The organism is Duganella sp. AC917 (assembly GCF_979258245.1).
This window is the reverse complement of the sequence record NZ_OZ409848.1, coordinates 2050672-2077308: the sequence shown is the minus strand read 5'-3', so window position 1 is coordinate 2077308 and position 26637 is coordinate 2050672. Positions and strand designations below refer to the sequence as shown.

Annotated in this window: 23 protein-coding genes; 12 read left to right on the top strand and 11 right to left on the bottom strand. The window is 65.1% G+C overall.

The window, feature by feature from the left end; translation table 11 throughout:
• The first annotated feature begins 32 nt into the window (after positions 1-32).
• Positions 33-677 (top strand): PEPxxWA-CTERM sorting domain-containing protein, encoded by a 645-nt coding sequence (locus ACZ0BA_RS09050; protein ID WP_463450955.1) that lies wholly within the window; start codon positions 33-35, stop codon positions 675-677.
• A gap of 87 nt (positions 678-764) precedes the next feature.
• Here the strand turns inward: ACZ0BA_RS09050 and ACZ0BA_RS09045 are convergent, their stop codons facing one another.
• Positions 765-1997, bottom strand: coding sequence for a lipase family protein (locus tag ACZ0BA_RS09045; protein WP_463450954.1), 1233 nt, complete (start codon positions 1995-1997; stop codon positions 765-767).
• Positions 1998-2130: 133 nt separating this feature from the next.
• Between ACZ0BA_RS09045 and ACZ0BA_RS09040 the strand changes: the two genes are divergently transcribed.
• Positions 2131-3156, top strand: coding sequence for a helix-turn-helix transcriptional regulator (locus ACZ0BA_RS09040; RefSeq protein ID WP_463450953.1), 1026 nt, complete (start codon positions 2131-2133; stop codon positions 3154-3156).
• 135 nt (positions 3157-3291) lie between these two features.
• Here ACZ0BA_RS09040 and ACZ0BA_RS09035 read toward each other — a convergent pair whose 3' ends face one another.
• Entirely contained in the window at positions 3292-4989 is a 1698-nt protein-coding gene (locus ACZ0BA_RS09035; RefSeq protein WP_463450952.1) for an MFS transporter, read from the bottom strand.
• 191 nt (positions 4990-5180) lie between these two features.
• Between ACZ0BA_RS09035 and ACZ0BA_RS09030 the strand changes: the two genes are divergently transcribed.
• The 5 genes from ACZ0BA_RS09030 to ACZ0BA_RS09010 all read left to right on the top strand — a co-directional run bounded on the left by ACZ0BA_RS09030 (position 5181) and on the right by ACZ0BA_RS09010 (position 10258).
• Positions 5181-6359 carry an acetyl-CoA C-acyltransferase gene (locus ACZ0BA_RS09030; protein WP_463450951.1) on the top strand — a complete coding sequence of 393 codons (1179 nt, stop codon included), beginning with the start codon at positions 5181-5183 and terminating at the stop codon, positions 6357-6359.
• Between the two features lie 4 nt (positions 6360-6363).
• Positions 6364-8289 (top strand): acyl-CoA dehydrogenase, encoded by a 1926-nt coding sequence (locus ACZ0BA_RS09025; RefSeq protein WP_463450950.1) that lies wholly within the window; start codon positions 6364-6366, stop codon positions 8287-8289.
• Positions 8290-8301: 12 nt separating this feature from the next.
• Positions 8302-8604 (top strand): Dabb family protein, encoded by a 303-nt coding sequence (locus ACZ0BA_RS09020; protein WP_463450949.1) that lies wholly within the window; start codon positions 8302-8304, stop codon positions 8602-8604.
• A 6-nt stretch (positions 8605-8610) separates the two neighbouring features.
• Entirely contained in the window at positions 8611-9618 is a 1008-nt protein-coding gene (locus ACZ0BA_RS09015) for an NADP-dependent oxidoreductase (RefSeq protein ID WP_463454732.1), read from the top strand.
• Positions 9619-9730: 112 nt separating this feature from the next.
• Complete coding sequence (locus ACZ0BA_RS09010; RefSeq protein WP_463450948.1) at positions 9731-10258, top strand: superoxide dismutase family protein; 528 nt, start codon at positions 9731-9733, stop codon at positions 10256-10258.
• 55 nt (positions 10259-10313) lie between these two features.
• On the opposite strand, the gene ACZ0BA_RS09005 is transcribed toward ACZ0BA_RS09010, so the two are convergent.
• Complete coding sequence (locus ACZ0BA_RS09005; RefSeq protein ID WP_463450947.1) at positions 10314-11393, bottom strand: tartrate dehydrogenase; 1080 nt, start codon at positions 11391-11393, stop codon at positions 10314-10316.
• A gap of 105 nt (positions 11394-11498) precedes the next feature.
• Here ACZ0BA_RS09005 and ACZ0BA_RS09000 point away from each other — a divergent pair, with 105 nt between their 5' ends.
• Positions 11499-12428 carry a LysR substrate-binding domain-containing protein gene (locus tag ACZ0BA_RS09000; protein ID WP_463450946.1) on the top strand — a complete coding sequence of 310 codons (930 nt, stop codon included), beginning with the start codon at positions 11499-11501 and terminating at the stop codon, positions 12426-12428.
• Entirely contained in the window at positions 12425-12862 is a 438-nt protein-coding gene (locus ACZ0BA_RS08995) for a GNAT family N-acetyltransferase (RefSeq protein ID WP_463450945.1), read from the top strand. The genes ACZ0BA_RS09000 and ACZ0BA_RS08995 overlap by 4 nt, the downstream gene beginning before the upstream one ends.
• Here ACZ0BA_RS08995 and ACZ0BA_RS08990 read toward each other — a convergent pair.
• Genes ACZ0BA_RS08990 through ACZ0BA_RS08955 form a run of 8 tightly spaced genes read right to left on the bottom strand, consistent with a single transcriptional unit; the run spans position 12837 to position 21631 of the window.
• Entirely contained in the window at positions 12837-15383 is a 2547-nt protein-coding gene (locus ACZ0BA_RS08990) for a hypothetical protein (protein ID WP_463450944.1), read from the bottom strand. The genes ACZ0BA_RS08995 and ACZ0BA_RS08990 overlap by 26 nt on opposite strands.
• Entirely contained in the window at positions 15380-16033 is a 654-nt protein-coding gene (locus ACZ0BA_RS08985) for a tetratricopeptide repeat protein (protein WP_463450943.1), read from the bottom strand. The genes ACZ0BA_RS08990 and ACZ0BA_RS08985 overlap by 4 nt, the downstream gene beginning before the upstream one ends.
• Complete coding sequence (locus tag ACZ0BA_RS08980) at positions 16030-17337, bottom strand: glycosyltransferase (protein WP_463450942.1); 1308 nt, start codon at positions 17335-17337, stop codon at positions 16030-16032. Before ACZ0BA_RS08980 ends, ACZ0BA_RS08985 begins: the two co-directional genes overlap by 4 nt.
• The gene (locus ACZ0BA_RS08975; RefSeq protein ID WP_463450941.1) at positions 17331-18182 is read right to left on the bottom strand and encodes a hydrolase 1, exosortase A system-associated; all 852 of its coding nucleotides are present in this window, start codon (positions 18180-18182) and stop codon (positions 17331-17333) included. The genes ACZ0BA_RS08980 and ACZ0BA_RS08975 overlap by 7 nt, the downstream gene beginning before the upstream one ends.
• Positions 18172-19038: a hydrolase 2, exosortase A system-associated gene (locus ACZ0BA_RS08970; RefSeq protein ID WP_463450940.1), complete on the bottom strand. Its 867-nt coding sequence runs from the start codon at positions 19036-19038 to the stop codon at positions 18172-18174. Before ACZ0BA_RS08970 ends, ACZ0BA_RS08975 begins: the two co-directional genes overlap by 11 nt.
• A complete protein-coding gene (locus tag ACZ0BA_RS08965; RefSeq protein ID WP_463450939.1) occupies positions 19035-19283 on the bottom strand; it encodes an acyl carrier protein in 249 nt (82 codons plus the stop codon). Before ACZ0BA_RS08965 ends, ACZ0BA_RS08970 begins: the two co-directional genes overlap by 4 nt.
• A 6-nt stretch (positions 19284-19289) precedes the next feature.
• Complete coding sequence (locus ACZ0BA_RS08960; protein ID WP_463450938.1) at positions 19290-20384, bottom strand: GNAT family N-acetyltransferase; 1095 nt, start codon at positions 20382-20384, stop codon at positions 19290-19292.
• Positions 20381-21631: an aminotransferase class I/II-fold pyridoxal phosphate-dependent enzyme gene (locus ACZ0BA_RS08955; RefSeq protein WP_463450937.1), complete on the bottom strand. Its 1251-nt coding sequence runs from the start codon at positions 21629-21631 to the stop codon at positions 20381-20383. The genes ACZ0BA_RS08960 and ACZ0BA_RS08955 overlap by 4 nt, the downstream gene beginning before the upstream one ends.
• A 248-nt stretch (positions 21632-21879) precedes the next feature.
• Here ACZ0BA_RS08955 and ACZ0BA_RS08950 point away from each other — a divergent pair, with 248 nt between their 5' ends.
• Genes ACZ0BA_RS08950 through ACZ0BA_RS08940 form a run of 3 tightly spaced genes read left to right on the top strand, consistent with a single transcriptional unit; the run spans position 21880 to position 26635 of the window.
• On the top strand, positions 21880-23514 hold the full coding sequence (locus ACZ0BA_RS08950) for an acyl-CoA ligase (AMP-forming), exosortase A system-associated (protein WP_463450936.1): 1635 nt from the start codon (positions 21880-21882) through the stop codon (positions 23512-23514).
• Positions 23511-24797 carry a pyridoxal-dependent decarboxylase, exosortase A system-associated gene (locus tag ACZ0BA_RS08945; RefSeq protein WP_463450935.1) on the top strand — a complete coding sequence of 429 codons (1287 nt, stop codon included), beginning with the start codon at positions 23511-23513 and terminating at the stop codon, positions 24795-24797. Before ACZ0BA_RS08950 ends, ACZ0BA_RS08945 begins: the two co-directional genes overlap by 4 nt.
• On the top strand, positions 24794-26635 hold the full coding sequence (locus ACZ0BA_RS08940) for an asparagine synthetase B family protein (RefSeq protein ID WP_463450934.1): 1842 nt from the start codon (positions 24794-24796) through the stop codon (positions 26633-26635). Before ACZ0BA_RS08945 ends, ACZ0BA_RS08940 begins: the two co-directional genes overlap by 4 nt.
• Positions 26636-26637 lie beyond the last annotated feature (2 nt).

Sequence of the window (26637 nt, the reverse complement as noted above, 5' to 3'; positions counted from 1 at the left end):
ACCACCCAACTTTTTCTTTTTTTGAGGCATCTATGAAACGCATCATCATTTCCGCAGTACTCGCCATCAGCGCATTCTCGACCGCCCAAGCGGCCAGCATCAACGGTCTGATTAACACCGGCTTCGGCGCCAACGGCACCGCAGATTCCCACTACACGCTGAGCGCGGCCAGCAGCGACACCACGATTTCCAACACCGCCCCGGTCATCACCTTCGACAACCAGTGGCCGATCAATCCATGGATGGCCAACGACGCCACTTCCAAATGGATCACGCCGACCGGCAACCAAGGGCAAAGTTTCGACGCCTGGAGCGCCGGCACCTATACGTATTCGCTGTCGTTCGACCTGACCGGCTTCAAGGCCGACAGCGCCAGCTTCAGCGCCCGCATGGCCGCCGACAACTCGGTGGTGGTGCTGCTGAACAATCAATTGATTTCCAGCGCCAGCGGCTTCACGGGCTGGAGCGCGTTCACTTCGAACGGCGGCTTCATCGACGGCGTCAATAAATTGGACTTCGTGGTGACCAACTGGGCGCAAAACAGCGGCAACCCGACCGGCCTGCGCGTCGAATTTACCGACAGCACCGTCACCCCGGTACCGGAGCCGGAAACCTACGCCATGATGTTGGGCGGCCTGGCACTGGTCGGCGCCATCGCGCGTCGCCGCAAGGCCTAACAGGCACCGTATAACTACAAGTGGGTTCAGCCTTAAAGCCGCCAGCGATGGCGGCTTTTTTTTGGGGTCCGGCGGCGGCGTTGCCGGTTATGGCGCGCCGCAATTGCTGGCGGCGGCGCGTCCGCTGAAGCGTTCCTCGAACCAGGCCGGCAACACCTTGGCCGCTTCCCCGACCACCGCGCCATGGTCAAGTCCAGGGAACTCCTGGTAATCGACCGCCGACCCGGCGCTGCACAGGGCCGCGCGTTCGCGCTTGGTCAAGGAGACCGGAGTGGTGGTGTCGGCCGATCCCTGATAGATCTTGAACGGCATCGAACCGCGTGGGGTGAAGTTGTCGACCGCCGTCATCGCCGTCCACCATGGCGTGCCGGTGGACAAGGCGCCCGGCACATAGGCATCCTTGACGCCTGCGGCGGCGCTCCAGACGTCGAAGCAGCCCGCCGCCAGCACGGGCAACTGTTCCATCGCTTCCGGCGTCAGGAAATCGCGGTATTTCAGCGTCGGGAAGTAAGCCTGGATGCCCGGCAGGGTCGAGATCACGTAGCCGGCGTTTTCCGTGGTGGTCATCGAGTTCAGGGTCAGGTCCTTGATGCGCACGGCAGGCGCCATCAGCGCCGCGCCCAGGCCGGTGAATTCCGGCGCGTAAGTGGCGGCGATATTCTCCGCCCACATCGTGGTCTGGCCGCCTTGCGACCAGCCATACATCACGTAGCGGCGCGAGGCGTTAGCTTCGCTGAACTTCTGCGCCACGCGCAACATGTCGAGCGAGGCGCGGGCGTTCGGCTGGCCGGCCATGTAGAAGGCGGGGCCCGGCAGGCCGAGTCCCGGGTAGTCGCTCATGACCACCACATAGCCTTTGGCCAGCAGCGCCTCGAGCGCGGGTGCACGCTCGTGTCCGGCTTCGACCCGGCTGCGCCGCGATGGCGCGCAGGCGTCGGCCAGGCCGGCGGTCTCATGGTTCCACAGCACCACGTCACGCTGGCCGCCCGCCGACCCGCTGGGGATGTAAATTTCCCCCGATACATAGGCCAGTTTGCCCGGTTGAATCTCCGAGACATAGACCACGTCCCAGGCCTTGACGCCGGGCGGTGCGTCGGTGCGCAATTGGGCCTGCAGGATGTCACCGGCGGCCGCGCCGGCGGGCGGCGCCGCAGTGACATCCCAAAAGGAAGTGCCGAGCGACACTTCCTTGAATCCGGCTACGTTGGCCGCGTGGGCGTTGTTGTCGCCGCAGCCGCCGAGCATTGCGGTCGATAGTGCCGCGCCGCAGGCGAGCGCCAGTGCGCCGGCCCGTGCGACCGTGCTGTGAATGATTGCCATGTTGAGTCTCCTTTTATCGTTATTGGATGATATTTATCAGGTGGCCTGATATCATCGATACTACAAGCTGGTGCGCCGGCGCGGCCCTCCGCAGATGCGGGGGGATTAGGGCGCGGCGATACGGGGAGGGCGTGTGCGGGACCAACATCCATCGATCAAGACGGGCTGCGGGGCGGTTGCCGCAGTGCCGCGTCCGGCGTACCTGGCGTTCAGCGGCGCGCTGCTGGCGCTGGGCGAGCTGGCGCGCAACGTCGGGCCGGAGGATTTTCTGCGCGAGTCCCTGTTGATACTACGGCGCTGCATCGGCTTCGATTCCGCCTGGTGGGGCGAGGTGTGTCCCGGCACGGCCGCACGGGCGCCGCGCAACCTGATGCACGCAAGCATAGGCCTGAGCGGCGACTTCGCGCAGGAATGGAATCGGACGGTGGCCGCGTCCGACGGCTTCGCCCGCGCGTCGATGGAGGGCCTGGGCGTGGTGATGCGCGAGGACGGCGGCGAGTGTCCGGACGACGCGCAGGACATGGCGGCGTTCGTCGAGCGGCACGGACTGCGCACCATCATGGCGATCACCGAGGAATTGCCGGGCAGCGGCTTGCTGTTTTTCGTCTGCCTTTACCGCAACTGTCCGCGTTCGCCGTTCAGTGATCTTGAGAGCACGCTGTTCCATGCGTTCAGCCGGCACTTGCTGCAACACTGGGGATACCGCTTGGCGGATCTGCGCGCGACGAGCAAGGCAACGTCGCTGGCCTCGCTGGCGATCTCGGACATGCACGGACGGCTGTCGTTCCTGGGTGGCGGTGTCGGCCGGCTGCTGGGGAGCGCATACGCCAATTGGCAGGGGACCATGCTGCCGCCGAGGATGATCGACGGGCTGTCACAGGCGCCATGCAGCATCGCGCTGGCCGGAGGCCGGTTGCTGCTGGAGCGGAGCGGACCGTTGGCAATGCTGTCGCTGGTGGACGGCGCGACGCGCGCGTTGCAGGTCTCGCCACGCGAGCTGAGTGCGGCGATGCTGTACGCGCGCGGCCACTCGTACAAGGAAATCGCGAGATTGATGGGCCTGACGCCGGCGACAGTGCGCAGCTATCTGAAAAACGCCTATGGCGGGCTGGGCGTGTGCAACAAGATTGAACTGCTGGCAGCCCTGAGCGCGATATGAGGCGCCGACGTCATAATTGATGCGACGAAAAGATGAGATTAACCACCCGCTCGAACTCGGGAAGCATGAGCAGACGTAAAAAAAGCCGGGCCCGCTCAGCGGAACCCGGCCTTTGTGCGCCTTGGCGCGCCAGCCTTAGTCGTTGGCGTAGATGTTGTTGTCCTTGGTTTCACGGACGAACAGCGCGCCGATCACAACGGTGATCAGGGCGATGATGATCGGATACCACAGGCCGTAATAGATGTCGCCCTTGAACGCGACCAGCGCGAACGAGATCGTCGGCAGCAGACCGCCGAACCAGCCGTTACCGATGTGGTAAGGCAGGGACATCGAGGTGTAACGGATGCGGGTCGGGAACATTTCAACCAGCATCGCGGCGATCGGGCCGTACACCATCGTCACATACAGCACCAGGATGAACAGAATGGCGATCATCATAGGCTTGTTCATCTGCGACTCGTCGGCCTTGGCTGGGTAGCCGGCGACTTTGACCGCAGCGGCGACATCTTTCTTCAGCGCCGCTTCGGCCTTCTTGCTGTCGGCGTCGAAGTTCAGGCCGTCAGGCGTCATAACAGCGTTGAACGCTGGCACTTCCTTGTCGCCGATCTTGATCTTGGCAACGGTGCCGGCAGGCGCCGCTTCCTTGGTATAGGCGACCGAGGCGTTCGACAGGATACCGGTGGCGATGTCGCACGACGATGGGAACTTGCTGGTGCCGGTCGGGTTGAACTGGAAGTGGCACGATGCTGGATCGGCGACCACCACAACTGGCGAATTCTTCAACGCGGTTTCCAGCGCAGGGTTGCCGTAGTGGGTCAGCGCGCCAAACAGCGGGAAGTAGGTCGCGGCAGCGATCAGGCAACCGCCCAGGATGATCCATTTGCGGCCGATCTTGTCCGACAGCATGCCGAAGATGATGAAGAACGGCGTGGCCAGGGCCAGCGAGATCGCGGTCATGATGTTGGCGGTCGCGCTATCGATCTTCAGCGTTTGCGTCATGAAGAACAGCGCGTAGAACTGACCGGTGTACCAGACCACGGCCTGGCCCATCGTCAGGCCGATCAGCGCCAGGATGACGATCTTCAGGTTTTTCCACTGACCGAAGGCTTCGCTCAGCGGCGCCTTCGAGGTTTTGCCTTCGGCCTTCATTTTGGCGAATGCCGGCGATTCGTTCATCGACAGGCGAATCCACACCGAGACGCCCAGCAGCAGCACCGACACCAGGAACGGCACGCGCCAGCCCCAGGCGTTGAACGCTTCTTCGCCGATGGCGGTGCGGGTGCCCAGGATCACCAGCAGCGACAGGAACAGGCCCAGGGTCGCGGTGGTTTGAATCCAGGCGGTGAACGAGCCGCGCTTGCCGTTAGGGGCGTGCTCGGCAACGTAGGTGGCAGCGCCGCCATACTCGCCGCCCAGCGCCAGGCCCTGCAAAATACGCAGGGCGACCAGGATGATCGGCGCGGCGATGCCGATCGCCGCGTAGCCCGGCAACAGGCCGACGATGAAGGTGGACGCGCCCATGATCAGGATGGTGATCAGGAAGGTGTACTTACGGCCGATCATGTCGCCCAGGCGGCCGAACACGAGCGCGCCGAACGGACGCACGATGAAGCCGGCGGCAAACGCCAGCAGCGCGAAAATAAAGGTGGTGGTGGGGTCGCCGATGAAGAACTGCTTGGCGATGATCGACGCCAGCGCGCCGTACAGATAGAAATCGTACCATTCAAAGACCGTGCCCAGCGACGAGGCGAAAATCACCTTGCGTTCTTCCGGTGTGATCACCGTCGATTTGGGCGGATTGCGCAGGTCTGCAGTGCCTGTTGGGGTTGCCATATATGTCTCCTGTAATTATTTGAACTTCACTAGCCGCGATAGTTATGACTCCGTCAGCCTGAACGCAGTGTGGCCGTCGAACCTTACGTCATGCTTGCTTCAAACTTACGCGAAACTGACAAATAGAATTAAGAACGGTCGTACTAAATATGCTATTCTGGCCCGACTAAAATAATTTACAGGAGATGTTCATGATTGATGCCGTCATCGTTTCGACCGCCCGCACCGGGCTTGCCAAATCATGGAAGGGCGCGTTCAACATGACCCATGGCGCCACTCTGGGCGGCCACGTGCTGCAGGCGGTAATCGCGCGCGCCGGCATCGAGCCCGGCGAGGTCGAGGATGTGCTGGTCGGCTGCGCCAATCCGGAAGGCGCCACCGGCGGAAATATCGCGCGCCAGATCGCGCTGCGCGGCGGTTGCCCGGTCACCACCGCCGGCATGACCATCAACCGTTTCTGCTCGTCCGGCTTGCAAACCATCGCCACCGCCGCGCAACGCATCATCGCCGGCGAGGGCGACATCTACGCCGCCGGCGGCGTCGAGTCGATCTCGTGCGTGCAGCAGGAAATGAACACCCATATGTACAAGGAAGTGTGGCTGTCCGAGCACAAGCCGGAGCTGTATTGGCCGATGCTGCAGACGGCCGAAACGGTCGCCAGGCGCTACAACATCAGCCGCGAGCGCCAGGATCACTACGGCGTGCAAAGCCAGCAGCGCGCCGCCGCCGCCCAGGCCGCCGGACTGTTCGACGCTGAAATCGTGCCCATGACCACGATCATGGGCGTGGCCGACAAGGAATCGGGCATGTTGCTGAGCCGTGAGGTGACAATCTCGGCCGACGAAGGCATCCGCGCCGACACCACCTACGACGGCGTGGCAAAGATTCGCAGCGCCGTGCCCGGTGGCGTGATCAGCGCTGGCAATGCCAGCCAGTTCTCCGACGGCGGCTCGATGGCCATCGTCATGAGCGCGCAGACGGCCGCCGCCAAGGGGCTGGCGCCGCTCGGCATCTTCCGTGGCTTCGCCGTGGCCGGCTGCGAACCGGACGAGATGGGCATCGGCCCGGTGTTCGCGATTCCCAAGCTGCTCAAGAAGGCCGGCCTCAAGGTCGAGGACATTGGCCTGTGGGAACTGAACGAAGCCTTTGCCGTGCAGGTGCTGTATTGCGCGGACAAGCTGGGCATTCCGATGGACCGCCTCAACGTCAACGGCGGCGCGATCGCCGTCGGCCATCCTTACGGCGTCTCCGGCGCGCGACTGACCGGCCACGCGCTGCTGGAAGGCAAGCGGCGCGGCGTCAAATACGTGGTGGTGACCATGTGCATCGGCGGCGGCCAGGGCGCGGCCGGCCTGTTTGAAGTGGTCTGAGGCCATGCAATCGAAACTGCTGTCGCGCCGCGACATCGACTTCATGTTGTACGAATGGCTGGACGTGGAATCGCTGACCAGCCGAGCGCGGTTCCAGGACCACAACCGCGAAACCTTCGACGCCGCGATCGACACGGCCGCGCAGCTGGCCGCCGATCTGTTCGAACCGCATAACAAGAAAAGCGACAGCCACGAGCCGCACGCGGTTCCCGGCGAGCACTGCCTGAACGTCAGCATGATTCCCGAGGTGAAGGTGGCCCTGGACGCCTATTCGGCGGCAGGCCTGATGGCGTCGGGACAGGATTACGAGCGCGGCGGCATGCAGCTGCCGTGCGTGGTGGAAAAAACGCTGGCGTGCTACTTCACCGCCGCCAACGTCAGCACCACGTCGTACACCTTCCTGACCACCAGCAACGCCGGCACCTTGCTCAAGTGCGGCACGCCGGAGCAGGTGCGGCGCTACGCCGATCCGATGTTCGCCGGGCGCTATTTCGGCACCATGTGCCTGTCCGAGCCGCAGGCCGGTTCCAGCCTGTCGGACATTACCACCCGCGCCGAGCCCGATCCGGTGGACGGCGTGGACGGCGAACGCCAGTACCGCCTCAGCGGCAACAAGATGTGGATCACCGCCGGCGAGCACGAACTGTCGGACAACATCGTCCATCTGGTGTTGGCAAAGATTCCCGGCCCGGATGGCAAGCTGATCCCAGGCGTCAAGGGCATCTCGCTGTTTATCGTGCCCAAGTTCCTGGTCAACGAGGACGGCAGCGCCGGCGAGCGCAACGACGTCGTGCTGGCCGGCCTGAACCACAAGATGGGCAATCGCGGCGCCACCAATTGCCTGCTCAACTTCGGCGAGGGCAAGTTCAAGCCGCTGGGCAAGGGCGGGGCGATCGGTTACCTGGTCGGCACCGCGCACCAGGGGCTGGCCAACATGTTCCATATGATGAACGACGCGCGTATCTGCGTCGGCCTCGGTGCGGCGGTGCTCGGTTATACCGGCTATCTGCACGCGCTCGACTATGCGCGCAACCGTCCGCAAGGCCGACATCCGGCGCAGAAGGACCCCGCGCAGCCGCAACTGACGATCATCGAGCACACCGACGTGCGCCGCATGTTGCTGGCGCAGAAGGCGTATGTCGAAGGCGCGCTGGGACTGGTGCTGTATTGCTCGCGCCTGGTCGACGAGCAGCGCACCGCCGAGACGCCGGAAGCGCGCGAGCATGCCGGTCGCTTGCTCGATTTCCTGACACCGATCACCAAGTCGTGGCCGTCGCAGTGGTGTGTCGAGGCCAACAGCCTGGCGATACAGGTGCACGGCGGCTACGGCTACACGCGCGAGTACAACGTCGAACAGTTCTACCGCGACAACCGCCTCAATGCCATCCACGAGGGCACGCATGGCATCCACGGGCTCGACTTGTTGGGCCGCAAAGTGGCGACGCAGGACGGCGCGCTGTTCAAGGCCTTCGGCGCCGAATTGCGGCGCACGGTGCGCAAGGTGCGTGGCGGCGTGGTCGCGCCGGGCACGGTCGGCGCCGCCACAGCGCAGCTATCGGCCGAAGCGGCCAATGACATCGCCACCGAACTGCTGGCCCACGCCGACGCGCTCGATACGGCATGGCAGGCAGTGGAACAAGTAACGCAGAGCCTGTATGCTGTCGGCGACATGAACAAAACGCTGGCCAACGCCAGCGCGTATCTGGAAGCGGTCGGCCACGTCGTGCTGGCGTGGATCTGGCTTCAGCAGGCGTTGCTGGCGGCGCGCGCGCTGCCGGAGGCCGGTGCGCAGGATGTCGACTTTTATCGCGGCAAGCTGCAGGCTTGCCGTTTCTTCTTCCGCTGGGAGCTGCCGAAGGTGGCGCAGCAGCTGGAGCTGCTGGCCAGCGTGGACACCACCACGCTCGATATGCAGGACGCGTGGTTTTAACAAGGAATAGAAATGCTGAAACACATCGTAATGTGGAAACTGAAAGAACACGCCGAGGGCGGCGACCGTCTCACCAATGCCGCCAGGATGAAGGCGATGCTGGACGGCTGCGCCAGTCTGGTGCCGGGCATCCTGAAGTTTGAAGCGGCACTGGCGCAGCCGGGCCTGGAAGCGACCTACGATGTGATTTTGTATTCCGAGTTCACGGACAAGGCCGCGCTCGACGCCTATCAGGAGCACCCTGACCACGTGGCGATCAAGCCGTTCTTCGGCGCCGTGCGCGACCAGCGCCAATGCATGGATTACGAGGTCTGAATGGATATCCCATCGAGCTACCAGCGCATCGTCCTCGCTTCGCGTCCGCGCGGAGCTGTGCTACCAGAAAACTTCCGTCTAGAAACAGTGCCGGTGCCGGAATTGGCCGACGGCGAGGTTTTGATACGCAATCACTATCTGTCGCTGGACCCGTACATGCGCGGGCGCATGAGCGCGTCGAAAAGCTACGCCGACTGCCAGGCGCTCGATGAAACCATGATCGGCGGCACGGTCGGCCAAGTGCTGGCGTCGCGCAACCCCCGTTATCAACCTGGCGATTTTGTCGGCGGCGTGCTGGGCTGGAGCGAAATGGGCGTGTCCGACGGCGCCATGCTGCGCAAGCTCGACCCGTCAGTTGCTTCTAAGATTCCGCTGTCGGCGTATCTGGGCGCGGTCGGCATGCCGGGCATGGCGGCGTGGTACGGTTTCAACCAGATCATGGCGTCCAAACCGGGCGAGACGATTGTCGTGTCGGCCGCCAGCGGTACGGTGGGCAGCGTGGTCGGACAATTGGCGAAGTTGCGCGGCTGCCGCGCGGTCGGCATTGCCGGCGGCGCGGACAAATGCGCTTATGTCGTCGATGAACTTGGATTCGACGCCTGTATCGACTACAAGGCCGGCAACCTGGAACAGGATCTGGAAGCGGCCACGCCGGACGGCGTTGACGGCATCTTCGAGAACGTCGGCGGCGCCGTGCTGGACGCGTCGCTGGCGCGCACCAACGCCTTCGCGCGCATCGCGCTGTGCGGCATCATCGCCGGTTTCGCCGGCGCCGACCTGTCGATCAAGAACTCGCGTCAGCTGCTGATCAACCGTCTGACATTGCGCGGCTTCATCATCACCGAGCACATGGAGTTCTGGGGGCAGGGCTTGCAGGAACTGGGCGGGTTGGTCGCCGATGGCAAGCTCAAGTATCGGGAATCGGTGGCGCAGGGACTGGCGTCGGCGCCGGAGGCCTTCATCGGCCTGATGGCGGGACGGAATTTCGGCAAGCAACTCGTCAAGCTGGTCTGATGAGTGAATTGTGTCACACACTCTACATTACGAGTGTTGTCGAAGCGACCAAACCGGCGTAGCCTACGCTCTGCTGTACGCATCGAAATACTCTCTTGAAGATAGGAAATATATGAAGAAGATCACCCTAGTGCGCTGCATGATGAGTTTGTCCCTGCTGGCGGCATCGACCGCCTTCGCCGCGAGCACGACCGCCGAGGCACCGCTGAAGGCGACCGCCGGCAACAAGGTCACCGGCACGGTGAGTTTCGAACAGGACAAGGACAGCTTGCGCGTCAAGGCGCGCATCGAAGGACTGACGCCAGGCCTGCACGGCTTCCACATCCATGAAAAGGGCGACTGCTCCGCGCCGGACGGCACCAGCGCCGGCGGACACTTCAACCCGTCGACGACCCAGCACGGCGATCCGGCGAAAGCGGCCCACCACGGCGGCGACTTCGGCAACCTGAATGCGAACGACAAGGGCGTGGCCGAGCTGGATGTGAAGGTGCCGCTGACCCAGATCAACCTGACCGAAGGCAACCCGGCCAACGCCATCGGCCGCTCGGTGATCGTCCACGCGGCGCCGGACGACATGGTCACGCAACCGACCGGCAATTCCGGCGCGCGACTGGCCTGCGGCGTAATCGCGGCCAAATAATCAGTTGAAGTCACGCGGGCCGGTCGGCGAGCTTCGCCAACCGGCCACGCCAGTTTCACCCCAACGCCGCCGCTATGGCTTCGCCCGCTGCGGTCGTATCCGCGGTCCCGCCCAAATCGGGCGTGCGGGCGCCATCCTGGATACTCGACTCGATGGCCGCGACAATCGCGTCATGCGCCGCGCGGTATTTGCCCTCGCCACCGCCCAAAAAGTCCAGCATCATCGCGCCGGACCAGATCATGGCCACCGGATTGGCGATATTCTTGCCGTAAATATCCGGCGCCGATCCATGCACAGGCTCGAACAACGACGGCCAGGTCCGCTCCGGGTTCAAATTCGCCGACGGCGCGATGCCGATCGTCCCGGTGCACGCCGGTCCCAGATCCGACAAGATATCGCCAAATAGATTCGACGCCACCACCACATCGAAGCGTTCCGGCGACAGCACGAAACGCGCGCACAAAATATCGATGTGGTACTGGTCGCGGCGGATCTCCGGGTACGCCTCGCCCATGACGGCAAAGCGTTCGTCCCAGTAAGGCATGCTGATCGAAATACCGTTCGACTTGGTGGCCGACGTCAGATGTTTCTTCGGCCGGCTTTGCGCCAGCTCGAAAGCATACTTCAGCACGCGGTCGACGCCGGTGCGCGTAAATACCGACTCCTGCAACACGAATTCGCGGTCGGTGCCCTCGAACATCTTGCCGCCGACTGAGGAATACTCGCCCTCGGTATTTTCGCGAACAATATAGAAATCGATATCGCCCGGCTGCTTGTTCGCCAAAGGACATGGCACGCCCGGCATCAGCCGCACCGGCCGCAGGTTCACGTACTGGTCGAACTGGCGGCGGAACTTCAGCAACGATCCCCACAGCGAAATATGGTCGGGCACCGTGTCCGGCCAGCCCACCGCGCCAAAAAAGATCGCGTCGAAGCCCTTGAGCTGCTCGAACCAGTCGTCCGGCATCATCTTTCCGTGCTTGACGTAATAATCGCAACTGGCCCATTCGAAGGTGGTCCATTCGATGCCGATGTCGAAGCGCTTCGCCGCCGCCTCGACCACCCGTATGCCCTCGGGCATGACTTCCTTGCCGATGCCGTCGCCGGCGATGACCGCGATTTTGTGCGTTTTCATGAGGCTTCCCCTGTGTTGTTCGATGGGTGACAGCATAACGCGCCCGGTCTCGTTTAAAATGTGTCCAATTGTGATCTCATAAAACACGTAGCGTGAACAGTGTCCATGAATAAAAATATCGAGAACAACGACTTGCGGGTGTTCGCCACCGTCGTGCGCAAGGCCAGTTTTGTCGCGGCTGCCGAGGAGCTGGGCATGTCGCCGGCCTATGTCAGCAAGCGGATCGGCCTGCTGGAGGAAGCGCTGGGCGTGCGCCTGTTCCACCGCACCACGCGGCGGGTTGTCGTCAGCGATGATGGCGAGCAGGTCTACGCAAGGGCGCTGACGATACTCGCCAGTCTGGACAGCCTGTTCGACGAGGTCGCCGAGCGGCAGGGCGTGCCACGTGGGCAACTGCGCGTCAGCAGCAGTTTCGGTTTCGGACGCAACGTCGTCGCCCCGGCGATCGCCGCATTGGCGGCCGGGCATCCGTCGCTACAGGTGCGGCTGGAGGTGTTCGACCGCCTGGTCGACATCGTCAGCGAAGGCTTCGACATCGACGTGCGCATCGGCGACGAGATCGCGCCGCAGCTGATCGCGCGCCGGCTGATGACCAATTACCGCATCCTGTGCGCCTCGCCAGCCTATCTGACGCGGCGCGGCACGCCGCAAACCCTGCGCGAGCTGGAGGCCCACGATTGCCTGCCGATCAAGGAGCGCGATTTGCCGTTCGGCGTCTGGCGCCTGCGCAGCGCGGACGAAGAGGGCGTGGTCAAAGTGACCGGCCCGCTGTCGACCAACCATGGCGAGATCGCGTTGCAATGGGCGGTGGCCGGCGCCGGTATCGTGCTGCGCTCGCGCTGGGATGCGCAGGCGTATCTGGATCGGGGACAACTGGTGCAAATTTTGCCGGCGTACACGCAAGAGGCCAATGTCTGGGCGGTGTATCCGCAGCGGCTGGCGAGTTCGGCCAAGGTGCGCGTGTTCGTGGACTTCCTCGAACAGCATCTCGCGTGCGACAATCCTGGACCAATCAATCAGATGCCACGCGAATGACCGACCACCCATACTACGATATCCGTTGCGGAGACTGGAGCGTCCTGAACAGGGATGCCAAAACCATCCGTTTTGAAGTCTTCGTCGAAGAACAAAAAGTCCCCGCCGAGCTGGAAATGGACGACATGGACGCCGTCTGCCTGCATGCCGTGGCGTACGATGCCGCCGGAATGCCGATCGGCACCGGCCGGCTGCTGCCAGACGGCCACATCGGCCGCATGGCGGTGCGCAAGGGCGCGCGCGGCACGGGTGTCGGCGGCGCGTTGCTGCAAACGCTGATGGCGCAGGCCATGGCGCGCGGCGACCGGGAAGTCGTGCTCAGTTCGCAGACGCACGCGGCGCCTTTCTACCAGCGCCACGGCTTTACCGTCGAAGGCGGTGAGTTCTTCGAAGCGGGCATCGCCCACATCAATATGCGCTACCAGTTCGCTTAACGCCTGCCGCGACCCGTCGGCGCGGCCGCGTCAAGCCCGCCGCCAGCACGAGGAAAAAGAGCAACTGCACCTTGGGCACATCGAACAGGCTGTCGAAGCCACCGACCAGTAACGCTCCGGTCAGCGCCGCCAGGAACACCGCCGCATCGACCCGGCCATGCCAGGCGCTGCCCGTCATGCGGCCGGCCGCGTACAGCAGCAGCAAGGCCATCGCCACCGAACCCACCCAGCCCTGTTCGAAGTACGTGTGAATGTAAAAGTTCTTGATATGCCACGGCAAGTGATCGCGGTCGCTGGTGAAGAACCAGCCCGCCTGGCCGGCCGTGAAGTCGCCATTGCGCAGCAGTTCGGGCCCGCCGTCGCGCGCGCGCACGCTGACGTTGTCGATGTCGATTACGCCGCCCTGGTCGCCGCTGGCCAGTTCCAGTTGCACCGGCGCCTGCGCGCCCGGTATCCGCGACAGCAAGCCGTGGCGTTGGCCCATGCCCGCGCTGTAAAAGTCCAACTCGAAGTGTTGCCAGCGGTCGTCAGCCGAGACGAGCTTGACCACGGGCGATACGCACGTCTGCGGATAAAGCAGCCAGCGCTCGCACACGGCCATCCACACGACAGCCTTGGGATCGCTGCGTTTGACGTCCAGCGATATGCGATAGTTGGTATTCGGCTCCAGACGCACGTGTTGCAGGTGACGCAGCACTTCGCCGTAGCCGAGCGGGTGGACGGGCGCGGCAAGACGCAGGAAATTGTTGCCGATCAGGTCAGTCTCGTAGCGGAAACTGCCCGGGCGGATGCCCAGCGTGTTGCCCCAGTAGTAAGTGCGCGGATAGCTGCCGAGCCCGGCGCCGAACAAGGTGGTCGGCAAGTCGTCCGGCATCATGTGCAAGGCTTCCTCCCAGTGGCGGGTGCGCAGTTCCCAATCCTGTTGCACCGTGCTCAAGCGCTCGCCCATGTAGGAGCTGCCGAGCACCGGAATAGCCATCGCCAGCAGCGCCGCCGCGCCCGCGCCGAACGTCACGCTGGCGCGGCCGATGTGCCAAAGCGGCTGGTGGAACAGCAGGCTCACGGCGCAGATCACGCCGCACAGCCCAACCACCCAGGCCGCGTCCAGCGCGGCAGGCATGCCGCCCCAATGACGAGCCACCAGCAAGCAGGCGAGTGCGAGGACCGGGTAGGTGCCAAGCGTCAACGCCGTGGCGTGCTGCCGCCAGGCGTGCGGGCCGGCCAGCGCGGCGACGCCCGCCAGCCCTGCGGCAAACCCGGCGGCCGCCAGCGACAGGTAGGGCGCCTTCGCCCAGCCCGGCACGGGGAGTTTGCGCAGCGCGATGAACAGCGTCAGGTCCAGTAGGAGCAGGGCGGCGATGGCCGCGCCGACCCATAACAAATAGCGCGGCTGCAAGACGCGGCCGGCCGCGCGCGGCAGCCCGCCCGTCAGCAAGGTGGCGCCCAGCAAAATGAGCAAGGCGCCGAGCGTGCGGTAGCCGCCGGTGGAAAACGATCGCATCAGCAGCACGCTGATCACTGCGAGCAACACCGCCACTGCCAGCAAGACTCCCGGCCGCACCTTGCCGGCTACAACTTGCGGACCGCAGACCAGACAGCCGATCACGACGCCGGAGCCGGCGTATGCAAGCCAGACGTCGCGCGAGAAGGTGGTGAAGCCGGTGAACAGGCCCACGAGCAGCAGCGCCAGCGCGGCGCCGAGTTGCCAGGGCTTGGCTTTGCCCAGCAACCAGCACGCGACGAACGGAAAGCTCAGCGCCAGAAAGGCGTCGAGCGCGGCGCCGCCGGTGTGCATGGCCGAGAACGACGCGGTCGGCCGGTAGTCGCTGGAAAAGTTGAGCAGGCCCGGAAACAGACGGCGTTCCCAGCCCTGGATCAGCGCCGTGCAGAGCAAACCGAGCAACATGCCGGGCACCAGCAGCGTGCGCAGCCGGGACAGTTCGGGACCCACGCTGCGGGTCAGCAGCGGCAACAGCACCAGCGCCCAGGCGAGCCCCTTGGCCACGCGCAAGCTGTTGTAGTGGGTGTTGTAGCTGGCGAAGGCGTTCAAGTCCAGCGCTTCCGCCGGCAGTAGCCCTCGCACTGCCGCGACGGCGGTGGTGGCGGTCACGGCAGCCAGCAACAGCTTGGCGATGGTGGGAAGTTTACCGGTGCGGTGGCATGGCGCCAGCCGCCAGTAGCCGACCGCCGCCGTTGCCAGCAGCATCAGGTCGAGCTCATCGACAAACAACCATCCGGTCCAGGTGCTGAAGTCCAGCCACGGCAGCGCGGCCGGCACCAACAGCAGCCACAGCGCCGGGCGCCACCAGAGCAGTGCCGCGTAGGCCGCCACAACCAGCGTTGCCGCCAGCGGCCAGAACGGATAGTGCGGCAAGAGCATCGCCAGCAGCGCTAGCGGGATCAACGCTAGCAAGCGCCACAGCACGACGCGCGCGGCGCCGACCGTTGGCTGGCGCGCAAAGTCGCCGGCCATATGGGCGGCCGCTCCGCCGACAATGTGGCCGGCGGCGGATTCGTTCATGGCGTTGGTTCCTGCCATTTTCCGGCCGTTACGAGTAGCTGCTTGAGGCCTGGCAGCGGAAAGCCGAGCGCATAGGCCTTGTGCGCGTATTCATTGGCTTCCTTGAATTGCTTGGTCTTGTAGTACACCAGGCCGAGGTTGTAGTTATAAGTGGGGTCTTCCGGCGCCAGCGCCACCGCCTCGCGCAGCTGATCGCGGGCCATGTCGAGCTTGCCGAGCGCCATCAGATAGGTGGCGTAGGTGGCGCGTACGGCAGGATCGGCCGGCTGGAATTCCATCGCCCGCACGAAATAACACTCGACCGGGAACTGGGCGCCAGGCAGTTGCGTGACCTTGTCGCGCACGCCCACGCGCGCCATCGTCGCCAGCGCGCGCGGATGGTTGGGAATGGCGCGCAAGGTGTAGTCGATGTCGCTGCCGAGCGGGCCGGTGGCGCCGCGTATGCCAAGCTCCACCTCTTCGGGAAAGTGGTGCGGCTCGACCATGGCGATATTCTGTACATTGCCCGGGTCGTTGTAGTCGAACGGGCCGAAAGAGTTGGCGATGTAACCGCACAACTTCTTTGGCGCGGCCTGGGAGTCGCCCGTCGCGCCGGCCAGCAGCAGCGCCGCGACCAGCAGCGGCGCCAGTGACGAAGGTGCGCGCCTCATGCCGCCGCCGCACCGGCCTTGAACGCCACCGGGGCGCCGGCCACATCGTCGAGCAACTGCGCCAGCACGGCGCTGCGGGCGTGGCGCGAATGGGCGGCGACCACGGCGGCCGGCGGCAAGGGCGCCTTGCCTTCGCGCACCAGCGACAGGAAACGCGGCAGTGTTTGCATGATGTCCTCCTCGGAATCGAGCGCGGCGATCGTGTCGATCCCGGATGCACGCAGGGTGGCGGCGGTGTCGCCGGCGGCGTCGGTCAACGCCAGGATCGGCCGGCTGGCACGCAGATATTCATAGAGTTTGGCGGGAATCTGATGATTGCAGTTCGACGCCTGCAAGATCAGCAGCGCGTCGACGGTGAGCATTTCCGTCAGCGCGGCGCGGTAGGGCTGGTGCGGCGCGATGGTCACCATGTCTTCCAGTCCATAGTTCGCCAGCAATCCGGCCAGGAAAGCGTCGTGACCGGTGGCGCGCAGCACCAGTTTGAGCGTATCGGGGCCGATCAGGCCTTGTCGGCGCAGCGCGGCCATGGCGGCGAACAAAGGCGCCGGATCGCGCTCTGACGGATAGATGACGCCGCTGTGCAGCAACACCAGCGGACGGCCGGCGGACGGCGTCGCGACGGTGCCCGCAGCGCCAGTGCGCTGGGCGTCGAGGAAATTCTCCTCGTCGTAGCCGTTTTCAACCAGGCGGAAGCGATCGGCGGGCAGGTGGGGGAAGCGTTGCCGATACGTCTGGATCGCGCCCGGCGTCGTGCACACGGCCACCGTGCAGCGCTCGATCGTGCGGCGCTCTATCCACAGGTAGACCTTGCGCGTCAGCGGATTTTCCGGATAACCGACATCGGTCATCGGGTCGCGCAAGTCGGCCACCCAGGGCAGGCCGGACAGGCGCTGCAGTACGTAGGCGATCAGGTGGGCGGTGGCGATCGGATAGGTCGACCACAGCACTTGCGGCCGGTGCTGACGGATCAGCCGCAGTCCCGCCGGCACCGCGCCCAGCAGCCATGAGACCCAGCGGTCGGGCAGCGCCATCAGGCCGGAGTAACGCCCGCGCAGCGACAGGTGGCGCGCGGTGTCGAGCGCGAACGCGCGGCATACCGGCACGTCAGCCGGGATTTCGCCCATCTGGTCGTCGCCGGGATTGCTGTAGGCGCGCGGATGCGCCGACAGGATCACCGGCTGCCAGCCCCATTCCGGCAGGTATTGCGAGAATTTCAGCGTGCGTTGTATGCCGCTGCTGCCGCGCATCGGCGGATAGTGGAAGGCGATCATCAGCACTGTTTTGGACGTTGCCGTCTCTACCATTTGTACACCCAGTTTGCAGTCCAGTCGGCGACCTGGTCGCGCCAGACGCGGCGGGAAAAAGTGTGGTCGGCTTCGTCGAGTTCGTGTCGTGTGGTGCCGCTGCGCGCCAGCAGCTGCTGCCAGGCGGGCGAGGCGTCGGCCAGGTCGGTGAATTCCCTGGCCGTCAGGTCGGCGCCGCTCAAAATCAGCAATACCGGTCCCTTGAAGCGCGACCAGCTCGCCAACATGCGCGAGGGCAGGTCGGCCGGAGGATTGTCGGCGGCAACCGCTGGCTTGGCGCCGGCGCTGCTCGCGGCCAGCAGTTGGCGCAGCGAACGCCATGCGGCGCCGGCGTCGAACTGCCCGCTGAACAGTTTGCGCCACAGCTCGCCCTGCAACAGGCGGCCCCGGTAATAATGCTTGAGCGTGGCACGCGCGGCGCCAGCTTCGGTGCGCACCCACGGGTTAAGCAGCACCAGGCCGCGTACGCGGGCGTCCTGGCTGGCGTAAAACAGCGCCGCCGAGGCGCCGTCGCATAGTCCCCACAGCACCACTTCGCGCATGCCCGGAACAGCCGCCATGAAATGATCGACGGCAGCGCGCACGTCGAGCTCGACATCGCTGAAATCGCGCTGCGCGCCGTCGCTGTCACCCATGCCGCGATAGTCGAAGCGCTGCACCGGAATGCCGCGCGCGGCCAGCGTGCGCGCCAGCAATGTGAACTGGCGATGGCTGCCGGCGCGGTATTGTGGTCCCCCGACAATGATCAGCACGCCGCGCGGCGATGGTTGCTCAGGCAGGCTCAGCACGCCGTACAGTTGTTCGCCGGCGCAGCGGAAGGCCACGGCTTGATCTTCATAGCGCATCGGCGCTCTCCATTGCCAACCAGGGAGCCAGCGAGGCGGTCGCTTCCAGCAGCGCCGGGCAGGTCGCGATTTCCTGGGCGCCCCAAAAGGCGGGACCGTCAATACGGGTCAGCTCCACCTCGACGCCGCGCCCGCGCAGCCCCGCCAGCGCCTTGTCGCTGGCCGGTGACGTCGCGCGTTCCGGCTGGCCGATGTCGAACCAGTGCAGCGCGCAGCCAGCCCTGCCCAGCGGCGCCAGTTTCAGGCCATCGATGGCAAGCGCGAGTTGCGGCGACAGGTCGTAGCCGGAGACCTCGAGCGATTGCCCGGCCGCCAGCATCGTCCGCAGCGCGGCGGTTGAGTTCTCGGCCGCGCCTGTTGCGCTCATCATCGCGCCGGCCATGCGCAGGCGCAGGAATTGCGTCAGCGCGGTGGCGCCGTCCAGTACGGGTTGCCACAATATGAGTTGACGCGGCGCCCGGTCCGGCTCGATGTTGGCGGCGTAATCCATCGCCAACAGCGCGCCCAGACGCAGCCCGAGCAGCGCGGGCCGGTGGCCGCTGCGCCGTTCCAGCCAGGCGCTGGCCAGACCGACATCGTCGCGCCAGCTTTCCCAGCGGGCGTCGGCGAAATCGCCGCTGCTGTCGCCGCAGCCGTGCAGGTCGACGCGCAAGCTGGCGATGCCGTGCCGCGCCAGCTCCAGCGCCAGCAAAGCGGCCATGCGCCGCGATTTGTTCATTTCTTCTGCGAACGGCGGCACGTAGACCAAGGCGCCTCGGCACTCGCCGACCGCCGGCTGGTACAGGCAATAGCGCTGCCCGTCGCCAATGTCGTTGTCGGCCGGTAAAAAGAACGCTTCGGGCGCCACGTGGTTCATGCGGCCATCTTGTCGGTGACGAAGTCGGTCAGGCTGCCGACGGTGGCGAAAGTATGGGCGCTGATGTCGTCGTCCTCGATGCTGAAGCCGTAATGCTCTTCCAGCGCGGCCAGCAGCTGCACCACCGCCATTGAGTCGAGCTCGGGGATGCTGCCCAGCAGGGCCGAGTCGCGCGTAAGCGTCTGTGCGGACGGACCCAGGCTCAGTACGTCGCCGAGGATGGTTTTGACGGATTCCAGTTGCATGTAACGCTACTCCATTGGTTGTTCGGCGGTTGCTGCGGTGGCGGCGGCCGGGGCTGCAGCCAGGTTGCGGTGTTCGGCGCGACGTTGCCATGCCAGATGCAGGCGGCGCAGTCCCGACCAGCGGTAACTGTTGACGTGGTACAGCGTGCGCACTTCGTCGCTCCACCGACGATGCCACTCCATTACCTTGCCATAGAATTCAAGTCCCTTGAAACGACGTAGCGCAAACAAATGCTGACAAAGCTCTTCCAGCAGCAGAAAAGCCGGACTGTATTGGCTGCCGAGCGACTCGTCGTACGTGGTTTTGAGGATGATGACGCTGTCGCCGCCTTCGACGCACAAGTTCACGGCGACCAGCCGGTCGTCGAACCAGTAGCGGTAGACGGCGGCATTGCCGCGATTGGCCATGCCTTCGAGCATGGCGCGGTAGAAACGGCCCTGCGCGTTGTCGAGGTGCACCGAGGTGCCTTCCTTCGACTTCCAGCCGGCGCTTTCGAGCCGGCCGAAATCGGCCACGGCGGCGGCCATGCCCTCGGCCTCGCGGGTGACTTCCATGCGCGTGGCGATGCCTTCCTTGAGCAACTTGGCGCGTTGCTTCTTCATATTGGCGCGCAGGTTCTTGCCGCGCCCGTTCCAGTAATCGGCGAACTCGCCCTGCAATGCCACGCGGGCGGTGTCCAGATAGGGCAGCACGGTGATGCGGTCGCTGTCCTCGGGCTGGGGCGTGACGGCCGGGTCGCACTGGGTCATGCCCAGCAGCAGCGCGCCGCCGGGCAGGGTGCGGATCAGTGCGTCGAGCAGGCGCGGCAACTCCTCTGGCGCCAGCGCGCCCGGCCGCTCCAGCCATAAGGTGACGGGCGCCTGCGACGGTTGAAACGTTTCCCAGACGCCGGCACGGCGCGGGCAGACGATGGTCATGACCAGCACCTCGTTATCCTCGCGCCACATGGCCAGCCATTCGTTGCCGCTGCCGAACTCCTTGAGCAGCGGTTGCACGAACTCGGGCGAAAGCAGCGGCGCTGCGGGGCCGGCAATGTTCAGGGCGGCCCAGGCGCTTGCATGGTCGGCGAAGCGGGCCGCCGGCACCAGCGACCAGCTCATGCTTGCGCTCCCGCCGTTAACGCCGCGCGGATCTGGACGATCATCCATTCCAGCTCATCGTCGCGCAACTCCTGGTGACAGGGAAACTGCATCACGTGTCGCGACAGTTCGACGCTGGCGTCGCACACGGCGGCGCCGGCATCCGGCCACAGGAATTCGCCGAAGCGCAGGACAGGAACCGCGCCGCGTTTGAGCGCCGCGAACACTTGCCGTGGCTGCTCCACCCACAACGGAAACACCCACGGATAGACATGGTCCGGGAGCGCCGGGAACAGGGGCCGGCAGCCGGGCAGGTCGGCCAGCGCCGCGTGCAGCCTTATATAGTGGCGCCGGCGCAGCGCGCCCATGCGCCGCCGCGACACCAGCCGCAGCATCAGCCGCGAATACACCGACGAGCGCTTGTCCAGCCAGGCCGGATCGAAGCTGAAACCGCCTTCCGACGAGCCCGGCGACAGCGGTTGCGCGCGCGCCGGATTGCGGGCCTTCATGCGCTGCCACAACGCGTTCTTGAGCGCCATCGGCAACGCCAGCAGGTGACGCAGCACACCGAGTCGTCGATATTGGCAGCCTTCCTCCAGCGCATTGATGGCCACCTTGGCCTCGAAACCGATGCCGGCCGAGCGCAGCCGCACGCCGCCGAGCGCATGGCGCGCCGACACCAGGCAGCCGCCTTCATAGATGGGCAGGAATTTCATGCTGCTGGCGATGGCGTAGTCGCCGAACGAGCCCAGCGGCTTGCCCTGGTACTCGCCCAGGAAGGAATGCGCGCAATCCTCCAGCAGTTTGATGCCGTGCCCGTCGCAAAACGCGCGCAGCTTGTCCAGCGGTTGGGGAAAGCCGAAGTAATTAGTCGCCATTAATACCTTGGTGCGCGGCGTGACCCGGCGCGCCAGATCGTCGAGGTCGATCTCGGTGTTGCGCAGGATGCGGTAAAACACCGGCTGCGCGCCCGACCAGATCACCGGTTCGATCATCGACGCGCAGTGGTAGGCCGGCACGAGCACTTCGTCGCCGGCGCCAACCGCCATTTCCCGCAGCGCCAGCGCGATGGCGACACGGCCGCTGGTGACCAGCCGCGCCGGCCCGGCATCGACGATCGAGCGCACGGCGGGATGCCCTCGATGCAGAAAGGACGCGGCGGACAACACGGGCGCGAGCGGAATCGGCGAGGCCGGCGGTGGTGCGGACGCCGCTTGCGCGCCGCCAACGGCCGGCTGGAAACCGACATCCTGATTGACATTCAACATGCTCAGCTACTCCCCGGCCGGTAAGATTGGAGGCGACTCTGCGTTCGCCTCTCCGTTACCATTTAGACATTTTTCGAGTATAGCGCTCCTGTTAGTTCGATGCACTATTAATAACGAAGGATGTCAAATAGTGTTGTTTTCGTTGTAATTGAATATTAAAATGCTAATCTCAGTGCCATTCTGATATCATCGTTCGACCTGTTGGCCGGGGCCGGCCTTTCCACTAAATACCTGCAAAAGAGGGTGATATGGGCTGTGCGACGAGCTACCTGGTGCACGATTTTATTTTCTCCACGGCTGAGCGCGCACCCGCTGCCGAAGCGCTGGTCGATGGCGCCCGGCGCCTCTCCTACGCTCAACTGGCCACCTTGACCAGGCGCGCTTGCGCGGCGTTGCGGTCGCGCGGCGCGCGACGCGGCGAACGCGTTGCGGTCTATATGGAAAAGAATATCGAGCACGTCGCCGCGCTGTTCGGCGCCGCTGCGGCCGGCATGGTGTTCGTCCCCGTCAATCCCTTGTTAAAACCCGAGCAGGTCGCCTATATCCTGCGCGACTGCGACGTGCGGGTGCTGGTCACCAGCGCCGACCGGTTGCGCCAGCTGGCGCCGAGCCTGGGCGGCTGCGACAGCCTGCACACGGTGCTGGCGCTGGGCGCGGCGCGCGCCGCGACCGCCGTCGCCGATATCGGCCAGATCAAGGTGCTCGACTGGGAGGCGGCGCTGGCCGATGGCGACGCCGCCGAGGCCAACGTGCACAACGCCGGGTTGCCCGCCCGCCGCATCACCGATTCCGACGTCGCCGCCATCCTGTACACCTCGGGCAGCACCGGCCAGCCCAAGGGCGTCGTGCTGTCGCACCGCAATTTGGTGGCCGGCGCGGCCAGCGTCGCCAGCTATCTGGGCAACACCGCAGAGGACCGCATCCTGGCCGTGCTGCCGCTCAGCTTTGACTACGGCCTGAGCCAGTTGACCACCGCCTTCCTCAGCGGCGCTTGCGTCGTGCTGATCAACCACTTGCTGCCGCGCGACGTGCTCACCGCCGTGATCGCAGAGCGCATCACCGGCCTGGCCGGCGTGCCGCCGCTGTGGATACAGCTGGCCGCGCTCGACTGGCCTACCGTGTGCACCTTGCGCTACCTGACCAATTCCGGCGGCGCCATGCCGCGCGCCACGCTCGACCAGCTGCGCGCAAGGCTGCCTGCCGCAAAACCCTATTTGATGTACGGGCTTACCGAAGCGTTCCGCTCGACCTTCCTGCCGCCGGCCGAGCTGGACAAGCGTCCCGACTCGATGGGCAAGGCCATTCCCAACGCCGAGGTGCTGGTGTTGCGGGCCGACGGCAGCGAATGCGCGCCCAACGAACCTGGGGAGCTGGTGCATCGGGGACCGCTGGTCTCGCTTGGCTACTGGAACGACGCCGCGCGCACCGCCGAGCGCTTCAAACCCTACCGCTCGCCGCTGACGGGTCTGATGCTGCCGGAAATGGCCGTGTGGTCGGGCGACACAGTGCGCCGCGACGAGGAAGGCTTCCTGTATTTCATCAGCCGCGCCGACGAGATGATCAAGACCTCCGGCTACCGCGTCAGTCCGGGCGAAGTGGAGGCGGTGCTGTACGCGCAAGGCGAGGTGGCAGAGGCTGCCGCGCTGGGCGTACCGCATCCCGTGCTCGGCCAGGCGATCGTGGTGGTGGTGGCCGTGCGCGAGGGACGTGTGCTTGACGAAGCCCGACTGCTGGCCGCGCTCAAGCCGCACCTGCCGAACTACATGCTGCCGCATAAAATCATCCTGGCCGACGCCAGCCTGCCGCGCAACGCCAATGGCAAGATCGACCGCAAGCTGCTCAGCACGCAATATCTGGCCAGCTTCACGGTAGCGCCGGCATGAGTGCGGTGTTGAACCAAGCGGCCAGCCACGCCCCAGTTCACGCGCCGCTGGAACAATTCCCTGTGCGTGACGACTGCCTGCAAGTCGGCGGCGTCCCGCTGACGCGGCTGGCCGCGCAACTGGGGCAGACCCCGTTTTACGCCTACGACCGCCATGCGATCACGCGTCGCGTCGCCGAGCTGCGCGCGGCATTGCCGCCCGGCGTGCAGTTGCACTACGCGATGAAGGCCAATCCGATGCCGGCCGTGGTGCAGCACCTGGCCGGTCTGGTCGACGGCATCGACGTCGCCTCTGGCAACGAACTGCGCGTCGCGCTCGACACCGGCGTGGCGCCAACCGATATCAGCTTCGCCGGACCCGGCAAGGGCGACGGCGAACTCTCGTGCGCGGTTGCGGCGGGCGTGATCATCAACGTCGAGTCGGAAGCCGAGCTCGATCGAATCGCCGCCATCGGCCTGCGGCTTGACATTCGCCCGCAGGTGGCGCTGCGCGTCAATCCCGATTTCGAACTGAAGTCGTCCGGCATGCGTATGGGCGGCGGCGCCCGCCAGTTCGGCATCGACGCCGAGCTGGTGCCGGCCTTGCTGCAACGGCTGGCATCGATGCCGGTGGACTGGCATGGCCTGCATATCTTCAGCGGCTCACAGAATCTCAAGGCGGCGGCGTTGCAGGAAGCCCATCAGCAGACCTTGGCATTGGCGATGCGACTGGCCGAGTTCGCGCCGCGTCCGATGCGGCTGCTTAACATCGGTGGCGGCTTTGGCATCCCGTATTTCCCCGGCGAACAGCGCCTGGACGTGGCTGCCGTCGGTGCCAACCTGGCGCTGTTGCTGCCGGACGTGGGCCGCGCGCTGCCCGAGGCGCAGATCGTTATCGAGCTGGGCCGCTATCTGGTCGGTGAGGCCGGCGTCTATGTCAGCCGCGTGATCGAGCGCAAGCTCTCGCGTGGGCAAGTGTTTCTGGTCACCGATGGCGGCCTCCACCATCACCTGTCGGCGTCGGGCAACTTTGGCCAGGTGATCCGCAAGAATTATCCGGTGGTGATCGGCAACCGGGTGCATGGCGCATCGCGCGAGACGGTATCCGTGGTCGGACCGCTGTGTACGCCGCTGGACTTGCTGGCCGACCGCATGGAGCTGGCCACCGCCGGCCCGGGCGACCTGGTGGCCGTGCTGCAATCGGGCGCCTACGGATTGAGCGCAAGTCCCGGCGGCTTCCTCAGCCATCCGGCGGCGCTGGAAGTACTGGTCGGACAACAAGATCGCGACGGAGCGGCTTCATGAGTGGAATCTGTGGGTGGATAGGGCAGGGCCGCGACGCCGGCGCCAACCGTGAGTTGGCCGAGACGATGGCCGCGCCGCTGACGGGCGTCGACGCGCGTCCTCCCCAAATCATGTCGGGCGCGGCCAGCGCGATGGCAGGCGTGGGCGTGCAATGCTACGAAGCCGACGGCGTGCGCTTCATGCTGTGGGGCGAGGCTCGCTTGCGCGGCAGCGTCGACACGATCCCTGGCCCGCTCTGGACCGAACTGTGGCGCGGACAGGGTGCGCTGGCGTTATGCGAAGCACTCACCGGCGCCTTCGCCCTGGCGGTGATTGACGAGCGTGCCGGCGAAGCCTTGCTGGCCACCGATCACATGGGCAGCTTCCCGCTGCTGTATCAGCAGCAGGGCGAGACGCTGGTATTTGCTAGCTCGGCCCAGGCGCTGCGCCGGCACCCGTTGACGCCGGCCGAGATCGATCCGCAGGGCTTGTACAACTACGTGTTCTTCCACATGATCCCGGCCCCGGGCGGCATCTACCGGTACCAGCAGCACCTGCTGCCGGGGAGCTGCCTGCATTACCGCCAGGGACGCATCGAGTCGCACACTTATTGGCGCATGCGCTTCGATGAGCGGATCGATACACCGTTCCCGCAACTGAAGGAGGAATTCCGTCAGGTGCTGCGCGATAGCGTGCGGGAGAGTATGGGAACCGGCAACGGCAAGGTCGGCGCCTTCCTCAGCGGCGGAACCGACAGTTCCACGCTGGCCGGCATCCTGTGCGAAACCGGCGGCGGTCCGGCGCAAACGTACTCGATCGGCTTCTCGGCCGACGGCTACGACGAAATGTCTTACGCCCGCCTGGCGTCGCGCCATTTCGGCACCGACCACCACGAATACTATGTAACGGCCGACGACGTCGTCGACATCATCCCGCGCATGGCAAAGGCCTTCGACCAGCCGTTCGGCAACGCCTCTGCCGTGCCCGCATATTACTGCGCGCGCATGGCGGCGGCCGACGGCGTTACGCGGATGATCGGCGGCGACGGCGGCGACGAGCTGTTCGGCGGTAACGAGCGCTACGCGCGCCAGCAAGTGTTCGCGCTGTACCAAAAAGTGCCTGCGCTGCTGCGTGAAGGGCTGCTGGAGCCGGCGCTCAACCATTTTCCCGGCGCCGACCGCGTGGCATTGTTGCGCAAGGCGCGCAGCTACGTTGCACAGGCGTCGGTGCCGATGCCGGCCCGGCTGGAAACCTACAATTTGCTCAACCGCTATGGCGCCGCCGAGGTGTTCGAGCCGGGTCTGCTGGCGGGCGCCAGCACGGACCGTCCGCTGGACGAACTGGCTGCGTCCTACGGCCAGAGCGACGCCGGCAGCCTGATCAATCGCATGCTGGCGCTGGACCTGAAAATCACGCTGGCCGACAACGACCTGCCGAAGGTGCGCGGCGCCTGCGCGCTGGCCGGAGTCGAAGCCGCGTTTCCGTTCTTGAGTGAATCGATGGTCGCGTTTTCGTCCCGCCTGACGCCGCGTCAAAAGCTCAACGGCAGCCAATTGCGCTATTTTTTCAAGCAGGCGCTGGGCGATTTCCTGCCGCAGGAAATCATCCACAAGGAAAAGCATGGCTTCGGGCTGCCGTTCGGCGTCTGGATGCAACAGTATCCACGCCTGCACGCGCTGGCCGGCGACAGCCTGCAATCGCTGCGCCGGCGCGGCGTGGTACGCGGCGAGTTCATCGACAAATTGCTCGGCCATCACGTGCGCGAGCACGCCGGCTACCACGGCACCATGGTGTGGGTGTTGATGATGCTGGAACAGTGGTATCAGCAACATCAGCAAACTCAACATGCGCGGGACTGAGG